We start from the raw sequence: 7,440 nt of genomic DNA, 5'->3' as shown, positions 1-7,440 counted from the left end.
AGAAAGAAATAAGCTTTATGAAAAAGATGTATGAAGAAGGAGATACAGATACACTTCTTAGAGATCTTAGAAAATGTCGGTGTCATCTTATGGATGTGCTTCATGACAGCCAGAAAAAAGTTGATAACATGGATTTTTTGATAAGACAGATTCAAAAAGAGAAATGATTAAAACGGAGGAATGTAAAATGATCAGAAAAGAAGAACTAAACCTTGTAACCGAGTGGGATAAGACCTTTAAGAAAAGTGATAAGGTTGACCACAGCAAAGTAACATTCGTAAACAGATATGGAATCACCCTGGCAGCAGATATGTATGTTCCAAAGAATGCAGATGGTAAGCTTCCTGCAATTGCTGTATGCGGGCCATTCGGAGCAGTTAAGGAGCAGTATTCCGGTCTTTATGCTCAGACAATGGCAGAGAGAGGTTTTTTGACGATAGCATTTGACCCTTCCTTTACAGGAGAGTCCGGTGGGAACGTAAGATATATGGCATCTCCTGATATCAACACAGAAGATTTCATGGCTACAGTTGATTTCCTTTCACTTAATGAAAAAGTAGATCCTGACAGGATTGGAATCATCGGTATCTGTGGTTGGGGAGGAATGGCTGTAAACACAGCAGCTCTTGATACAAGAATCAAAGCTACAGCTGCAATGACAATGTATGACATGACAAGAGTAAATGCCAAGGGATATTTTGACTCCGAGGACAGCGAGGAAGCAAGGTATCAGAAGAGGGCTGCTATGTGCGCTCAGAGACTTGAAGACCTTAAGGCAGGTGAGTATAAGCTTGGCGGCGGAGTAGTAGATCTACTTCCGGAGGATGCACCTTTCTTTGTGAAAGACTATTATGATTACTACAAGACTGACAGAGGTTATCACAAGAGAAGCCTTAATTCCAACGGTGGTTGGAATGTGATTGGCTGTGAATCATTTGTAAATCAGCCAATCCTTAAGTATAGTAATGAGATCAGAAGTGCTGTCTTACTTGTACATGGAGAAAAAGCTCATTCATGTTATTTTTCAAAGGATGCTTATGCAGATATGATTAAAGACAGCAAGTACGCAGATAATAAGGAACTTATGATAATTCCTGATGCTGTGCACACTGACCTCTATGATGGCGGGGATAAGGATTATATTCCTTTTGACAAGCTGGAGAGCTTCTTTATGGAGAACCTAAATGCTGTGCCAATAGAAAATAAATAAAGGATGGGATGATATGAGTAAAGTGTTAGTTATTTCAACAAGCCTTCGTACAAATAGCAATTCAGATATACTTACTGAAAAGCTTATAGAGGGAGCAAAAGCGTCAGGTCATGATGTGGAGCATATAAGCCTAAAAGGGAAAAATATCGGATTCTGTATCGGATGTCTGGCCTGTCAAAATACACAAAAATGTGTCATTAAGGATGATGCTGCCACTATTGCAGAAAAAGTAAAGAATACAGATACCCTGGTTTTTGCAACACCTATTTATTATTACGAGATGAGCGGGCAGATGAAGACTCTTTTGGACAGGCTCAATCCTCTATATCCTTCAGATTATAGATTTAGAAATGTATATATGCTCTCTGTCGCTGCTGAGGATGAAGAGTTTGTGCCCCAAAAGGCTGAAAGCGGACTCCAGGGATGGGTTGATTGTTTTGAAAAGGCAGAATTCTCCGGTTCCTTATTCTGTGGAGGCATAGGCGATATTGGTGAGGCATCGAAAAAAACTGAAGAGTTAAACGAAGCTTTCGAGTTTGGTAAGGTCATAAAATAAATGAAATTAATGATGAAAATGATCATGATGACACTTAGTGTGTTCATGATGCTTTGTGTCAGTGCCTGTTCAGGTGAAACGGAATCAGTATATGAAAATCATGATTCACAAACTGCTATTTCTGCATTGGAAAATGTAGGAGTAGAAAAAACAGTGAAATCTGTTTTAGCAGAAGACATAGAAACATATCACACAGAAGAATCTGATAATCAGACTGCTGAAAGCAATGATTCTTCTGATGAAACAAGCATTGGAGAAGCAACTATGATAATGAAAATTGGCGATACAAAAGTTAATGTGGAATGGGAAGACAATCAGGCTGTAGAAGCGCTGCGGGATATGGCTAAAGATGGTGATATTACCATTCAGATGTCAATGTATGGCGGTTTTGAACAGGTGGGTTCCATAGGACAGAGTTTGCCACGAGATGATAAGCAGACAACAACATCATCAGGAGATATAGTTCTGTATTCAGGAAACCAGATGGTGGTGTTTTATGGTTCCAACAGTTGGTCATACACAAGGCTAGGTCATATATCTGATAAGGATGAAGCAGAGATGGCAGATCTTCTTTCAAATGGTGATGTTACTATAACCATTAGCAGGGAATAGAGATAAAAGGTGGTGTAGTACAATAGAAATTACTTGAAAGCCTTTTTATTTTACATAGTCTGACCCGGGCAAAATGCCCGGGCCATCATTAATCCTGATCCTCTTGAACAGATTCATTAGTGTTATCTTCCTGCTCTGTAGTACTGTCGACAACATCAGAAGGTTCTACTGATGTTGTTTCAGAAGGTAAAACTTCGGGGATCGGATCCGTTGCCTTTTCAGGTGTTTCTTCGCTTTTTTCTTCTGTTTCAGGCTTCATCGCATTCTCTTCCGAAGTCTTTTCAACAGTCTCATCAGAAGTCTTCTCTGTTGCAGCTTCTTCCGAAGTCTTTTCAACAGTCTCATCAGAAGTCTTCTCTGTTGCAGCTTCTTCCGCAGTCTTTTCAGCATTTTCATCAGAAGTCGTCTCAGTTGAAGCTTCATCCGAAGCCTTTTCAACAGTTTCTTCGGAAGTCGTCTCAGTTGAATCTTCATCAGAAGTCTTTTCAACAGTCTCCTCGTAAGCCTTCTCTGTTGCAGTTTCTTCTGCAGATTTCTCACCAGTCTCTTCAACAGCCTTAGCTACGTCTTCTACATTTACTGCTTCGTCGGATTCAGCGTCTGGCGTTATAGTTTTTGCATCTACTGATGACGCCATACTCCTTATGGCAGCCGCAGGTGATTGATTCAGATTATTGGTACTTTCTGCTTGATTTTCGGCCTCCTTTGCAGCTTCTCCTGCCTCAGCCCTGACTTGCTCAGCCTTCTGAAGACTCTCTTCCCAGGTCATGTATTTTATAGTGTTTCCATTTTCATCTGTGCCGGGCTTTGAGTAGAAATCATCAAGCCCCTTTTCTGCACCCAGAGTTTCTTTTGTAAGTTCATAATCCTTTCCGTATACATCGCTTATATAATAGTACGATCCTGTGTCCACATAATCGGTTGTAATGTCAAAAGCTTTATTATTTTCTTTATAAATGGTTCCAAGTGAGAATAAGGCAGGGGTACTGGCTGTTTTGTAGAAATCATCAGCACCGCCAAGAAGCTCGAAATACCCGCCTTCAAGGTAACTCATATTGGCTTTCGCAGCGGCAACAGTTCCGTCAAAGTCCTGAACAATGCTGTAGCTGTCAACGGATAATTTCTCACCTTTTTCATCTGAAAAGATATTCAGATATAAAGTTGTAACCTTTTCATCCTTTGCAGCCCTCTTCAGATAATCTGATCTTGATTCCCCTTCTTTCATTTCAAGGGTGGAAGCACTTTTCGCATTGGCCCATATACTTACAGGAATGTAACCCTGATAAGAACCATCTTCATTTGTTTTGGTGATATACATGCTGCATATCTGTCCATTTAGCAGATACCACACAGAATTGTAAGGAGCAACACTGTATGTAACCTTGGAATCGTTAATTTCTTTTGTTTCAGAATACAGGCAGGTATTACCTATGGAGCCAACATATTTATCGTTGCTGTCAAAAAGTGTGACTTTTACCTTTACCGATTCTCCCACGGCAACAGTTTCAGGTTCATTAATTTCTATAGTCGCAGTGGTTGAATCATTATAAGCATTGTCTACTTTATCGGGCAAAGTTACAATAATATCTTCTTTTGTAATTCTGTCATTCAGAATCTTATCAAAGCCCATCAAAGTAGGGTCATCAGGATCATCTTCATTCACACCTGCCGCTTCATAAAGATACTTCCAATAATCTTTCCATTCATTTTTCCATGCATCAGAATCTCTGATTGTAGCTATAAGATTATCTCTATTTTTTATATTCTCAGTCTGCCAGTCATCACCTATGAGTTTTGCGGCCAGATTCATGAGTGCAAATCTGGCTATTACCTTCTTGTATTCATTATTTAAACCTGTCGTTTCATATATTTTAACCGCTTCACTGGCTGTCTCGTAATAAGAAACGGTTCCATTATTGTCGATATTCATCACGTAATATGCTGCCAGAGGAAAATAAATACTAAGTCCTCCGTTCTGAACGTCTCTTTCCAACCACCTGTTATAAAGTACACATTCGTCAAGATTCTTTAAAACATTATTTGCGGCATCCTTAAGCTCTTTTGAAAAGACAGAATCATCACTTGCAAAGGGAGTCACAAATCTCTTGAGATCAAGATAATTTGATGTATCGACACCGTTTCTTGTGGCAAAATGTGATTTCTTTCCAACTATATTCAGAACTTCATAATAAGCGGATTCCGTCTGTTCAATCTCTTTTAACAGATTCTCTGCAAATATTGAGACTGCGCTGTCAAGTTCATCGACCTTTGTCAGATCAACAAGAGAAAGACAGGACAGCATATCCTTCTCGAATTTTTTTACAAAAGCATCTACAACTTTTTTTCCAAGTTCGCTGGTACCGAGCTTCGGATTATTTTCAAGCTCACTGAAAAGTGTCTGATAATCCCAACCTGTGCCGTATTCGTTCTCCTCAGATCCTATGTAGTAATAAGAGAGTTCTTTTAAAGCGGAAACGGCCTCATAGTTTCCCATCTGACAGGCATCAAAGCCTATAAAATCAAACTTCCTACCGCTTTGAATAAACTCACTTCCGGCAAGTGCCTCTCTTAGTTGTTTTAGTGAAAATCCCGGATCCGGAAGACCACTCTCTTGCTGGTGAGATTCTTTATATTCTGAAAGCAGCTCATCATAACCATATCCGCCGTAACCTCCGCCGTGATCCCAAAGTATCAGATCGTATTTTCTTTCAGAATCTTCCGGCGCAACATAGTCGATTATTTGTGAAAGGAACTTTGGATCCGTCATGTACTTTCCGGAAAAGCTTTTAGTTTCAACCATTCTGTTTTGAGTACCGTCATTTACAACTTCCCAAATCGTAATCTCACCGGTACTGATCTCTGTCCCATATTTGGAGAGCAGATCATTTGCCATATTATCAATCTCAATTCTATCTTCAGGGGTAATTATTTTTTCGTCTTCTTCGGCATCTTCATCGTCAATTCTGGGGAAAAGCAGCCTTTCGACATAGTACTTGTATACAACAGGATCATTCATATGCCATTTTTTGCTTCCACCGGTAACAATATAGATTTTAACCCCTTCAGGTATTTTTGTTCTTAAAAGATCTAAAAGATCTTGAGTTCCAACTCCGTCTTTAGACTCAAGGTCTGCGCCACACAAATATAAAAGGAAAGTTCGGTTACACAGTTCTTTATTAGCTTCTTCGCTATCCTGTCCATCATTTTCTTTTCTTTCCGGTGGTTCATTTGGCTCATCTGATCTTGGCAAGTCAGGACCTGCCGGATTACTTTCTGTTTTTTCCATAAACCGGACAACTTCCGATAGTTTGCTAAAAAAGCCGGAATATGCACGGATAGTCTCTTTTGAATTGTTGGAATTGAGGCTTTTTACTAAATTATATAAAGTAACATTGCCGGTTTTTAGAACAATATCTTCATACCGACTGTTTGAGACGCCGATAACAAAGGATTTTGAATAGGATGTTTTCTCATCATCCGCAGGAATACGCACTTTTCCAAAAATAGTCTTAAGAGCCGCAATGCTAAGATCTGCAAGTTTTTTATCAGTCACGCTGATTCCTAAGGCTACCTCATTCTTTCCTTCTTTTATTACATAGCTTTCCTGAGTATCGTATGTAACATGTAATCCGGGAAACGAGTCAGAATACAGAGTAATTCCCGCCGGAAATACATTGGCAAGCTTCTCAACGCTTGTAGTCTTGGCCGCCATTGATGAGATTGTGGTAATATCAGGTGCCAACGATGATGCAACGAGAAATACCACAGATAAAACAGCAACTAGCAGTTTCTTAAATTTGGGCATAATCCGACCTTCCTTTCAAAAAAATATGACATCTTGATTTTTTTGATTCAAGAATGCATCCATATATCGTGGTTATCGGCATTTAAATCCAATTTTTTTAACCTTTATTAAAAAAATAATATGGCTGTAATAAAAAAATGACATGAATTTAGTTTCCTCAATTGATAGCCAGTCGGGAAAATGATAACAATGGTCGAAGGCACTTTACTAAAAGAAGAAATGAATACAGATGCAGCCAAGGAGCTTGCACAGAATAGACATCCCGGAAAATGAAGAGGAAAAGGAATGGCTGGAAAAACAAGATTTTTCAAAATCTGCTGAGGATGCCTATACAGGATGAAATATATAAAGCCGTGGCAATAATGTCACGGCATTGTTTTAGGGAGGACTCTCCGGGTGTTGACCGGAGAGGTGTTATGAAAAAGAAATTTTTGTTTGTGAGGTATCAGGAGGTTTTGTGTTCCTCTTGATGTATTTATATTACCGAGCGAACTTTAAGCCAAATTAAAAACGTTGTAAATAATTTGTTAATTGAAAATGAACAGATTGCTTTGGAAAAACCATAGATAAAACCTGACGACTCATGTAGCGTTAGGGTCCTTTTTTACATATAATTAAGAGAGTTGAAAAAAGGGGAGCCATGTATGGAATTAATAGTGAAGCACTTTGATGCGCTCAGTACCAATGAGCTCTACGAGATATGAAGAATAATAATTGATGGAGAAGGGGTGAAGAAATAAATGTTTTTTATCATGGGGATTACAGATGGAAGGAAAGATTTTGATTTTAATCAGTTGATCACCTGTTCCATCTGTGGGAAATATGGACGATTCAATGTGTTCATGACATATACAGTGCTGTCTCTTTTCTTTATACCGACTTTCAAGTGGAACAGACATTACTATGTGCAGACTAGCTGCTGCGGAGTTGTTTACGAGCTTGATCCGGAGGTTGGTAAGATGATTGCAAGGGGCGAGGAGGTAGAGATTCTGCCAAGCCATTTGACTCAGGTAAGCGGTGGAAGAGGATTTGCTACCGGCTATAAGAGATGCAGGCAGTGCGGATATGAGACAACTGAGGATTTTGATTTTTGTCCGAAATGTGGAACAAGGTTTTGATAGACATAGAGGAATTGATAAAAGTCCAGCTAAGAAATGTCAAGGAGTAAATTGAAAATGTTAGAAATTAGCCATTACCTGCATTTTGGGTAACCTTAATAAAGCTAATTCATTTATAGCACATTGAAAATGACAAATT

Annotated in this window: 5 protein-coding genes; 4 read left to right on the top strand and 1 reads right to left on the bottom strand. The window is 39.1% G+C overall.

Going from position 1 to position 7,440, the window contains the following annotated elements; genetic code table 11:
* Positions 1-187 precede the first annotated feature (187 nt).
* From J6O61_RS11415 to J6O61_RS11405, 3 genes are read left to right on the top strand one after another with little or no spacing between them, the layout of a single operon-like run.
* Positions 188-1,210: an alpha/beta hydrolase gene (locus J6O61_RS11415; RefSeq protein ID WP_292213212.1), complete on the top strand. Its 1,023-nt coding sequence runs from the start codon at positions 188-190 to the stop codon at positions 1,208-1,210.
* A gap of 13 nt (positions 1,211-1,223) precedes the next feature.
* On the top strand, positions 1,224-1,766 hold the full coding sequence (locus J6O61_RS11410) for a flavodoxin family protein (RefSeq protein WP_292213209.1): 543 nt from the start codon (positions 1,224-1,226) through the stop codon (positions 1,764-1,766).
* Complete coding sequence (locus J6O61_RS11405; protein ID WP_292213207.1) at positions 1,767-2,378, top strand: cyclophilin-like fold protein; 612 nt, start codon at positions 1,767-1,769, stop codon at positions 2,376-2,378.
* Positions 2,379-2,466: 88 nt separating this feature from the next.
* On the opposite strand, the gene J6O61_RS11400 is transcribed toward J6O61_RS11405, so the two are convergent.
* Positions 2,467-6,183 (bottom strand): clostripain-related cysteine peptidase, encoded by a 3,717-nt coding sequence (locus tag J6O61_RS11400; protein WP_292213205.1) that lies wholly within the window; start codon positions 6,181-6,183, stop codon positions 2,467-2,469.
* A 740-nt stretch (positions 6,184-6,923) separates the two neighbouring features.
* Here J6O61_RS11400 and J6O61_RS11395 point away from each other — a divergent pair.
* Positions 6,924-7,301, top strand: coding sequence for a zinc ribbon domain-containing protein (locus J6O61_RS11395; RefSeq protein WP_292213203.1), 378 nt, complete (start codon positions 6,924-6,926; stop codon positions 7,299-7,301).
* Positions 7,302-7,440: the final 139 nt, after the last annotated feature.

It is taken from the genome of Butyrivibrio sp., assembly GCF_017635265.1.
Taxonomy (GTDB): Bacteria; Bacillota; Clostridia; order Lachnospirales; family Lachnospiraceae; genus Butyrivibrio.
The sequence above is the reverse complement of the archived record's forward strand: the minus strand, read 5'-3'. Positions and strand labels throughout refer to the sequence as shown.

What these genes read in the sequence shown, in the direction of transcription:
- J6O61_RS11415 (WP_292213212.1), top strand. Translation starts at nt 188, where the DNA reads ATGATCAGAAAAGAAGAACTAAACCTTGTAACCGAGTGGGATAAGACC.
- J6O61_RS11405 (WP_292213207.1), top strand. Translation starts at nt 1,767, where the DNA reads ATGAAATTAATGATGAAAATGATCATGATGACACTTAGTGTGTTCATG.
- J6O61_RS11410 (WP_292213209.1), top strand. Translation starts at nt 1,224, where the DNA reads ATGAGTAAAGTGTTAGTTATTTCAACAAGCCTTCGTACAAATAGCAAT.
- J6O61_RS11400 (WP_292213205.1), bottom strand. Translation starts at nt 6,183, where the DNA reads ATGCCCAAATTTAAGAAACTGCTAGTTGCTGTTTTATCTGTGGTATTT.
- J6O61_RS11395 (WP_292213203.1), top strand. Translation starts at nt 6,924, where the DNA reads ATGTTTTTTATCATGGGGATTACAGATGGAAGGAAAGATTTTGATTTT.